General features: G+C 44.3%; 2 protein-coding genes. Both read right to left on the bottom strand.

All coding sequences use genetic code 11. The features are described 5' to 3' along the window. Window positions 1-217 (bottom strand): FKBP-type peptidyl-prolyl cis-trans isomerase N-terminal domain-containing protein (locus A3739_RS06010; protein ID WP_197472100.1); only part of this gene is annotated, 217 nt, incomplete at its 3' end. Between the two features lie 96 nt (window positions 218-313). Next, window positions 314-862 (bottom strand): WS/DGAT domain-containing protein (locus A3739_RS06005; protein WP_156502392.1); only part of this gene is annotated, 549 nt, incomplete at its 5' end.

The raw sequence follows: 862 nt of genomic DNA, 5'->3' as shown, positions 1-862 counted from the left end.
TGCGTTTTTCTTTTACCGCATCGTATGCTTCGTTTAACTCCGCATCATCTAGCAAAGACTGCTCACCAGCAAAACACTGACGCAAGGCTAGTACGCACGCCTCAATATCCATGCCTTCAAACTTGTTCTTGTGGAGCTGGCGACCAAACTGCCAGCCAAAACCATAACTTACTTTTTGCTCAAATGTTTCTGGCTTCTTGTTGGAATCATTACTCATTTTCAGACCTTAAACTTCAAGTATTCTGATATTACTCGGAAGCACGAGTTATCGCGCTCCAACCATTTATTAAATTTTACCGACTACAGCCTTAATTTATCGGCCCGCAACCGCTTCTAACTCTGTAAGCCCTTGTTCAACATAATCGAGTAAGCGCTGCATAGACGGCAATGTTCGACGGCACGCCGTAAATCCAAACTCCAAGCTATCGACATAACTAACCAAGGTAATATTCAGTGCAATTCGATCAAGCGGAATCGACACTGGGTACATCCCTTCTACACGCGAACCGTTCCAATACAAATGCTTTTTCGGACCAGGTACATTCGAGATCACAACATTAAACGCCTGCAAACGACTCGATAAGCCTGTGACCATATTTAATCCAGCAGGTGCTAGAGTCAACGCGGTGTAATTAATCGCTTCTTCAAGCGTCATGCTTGCGTAGCGGTCTTTTGACTCTTTAACTGCGCGACGAATACTTTCAAGTCGTTCTGTCGGGTCCGCCAAATGTGTACCGAGTGTCGCCAAAATCATAGCAATTTGATTGCCTGAATCACTATCGTCTCGACGCATTGACATAGGCACCATCGCAACCAGAGGTTTATCAGGCAAAGCATTCAAACTAATTAAGTAATTACGCAA

This window comes from Oleiphilus sp. HI0067, assembly GCF_001635735.1.
The sequence above is the reverse complement of the archived record's forward strand: the minus strand, read 5'-3'. Positions and strand labels throughout refer to the sequence as shown.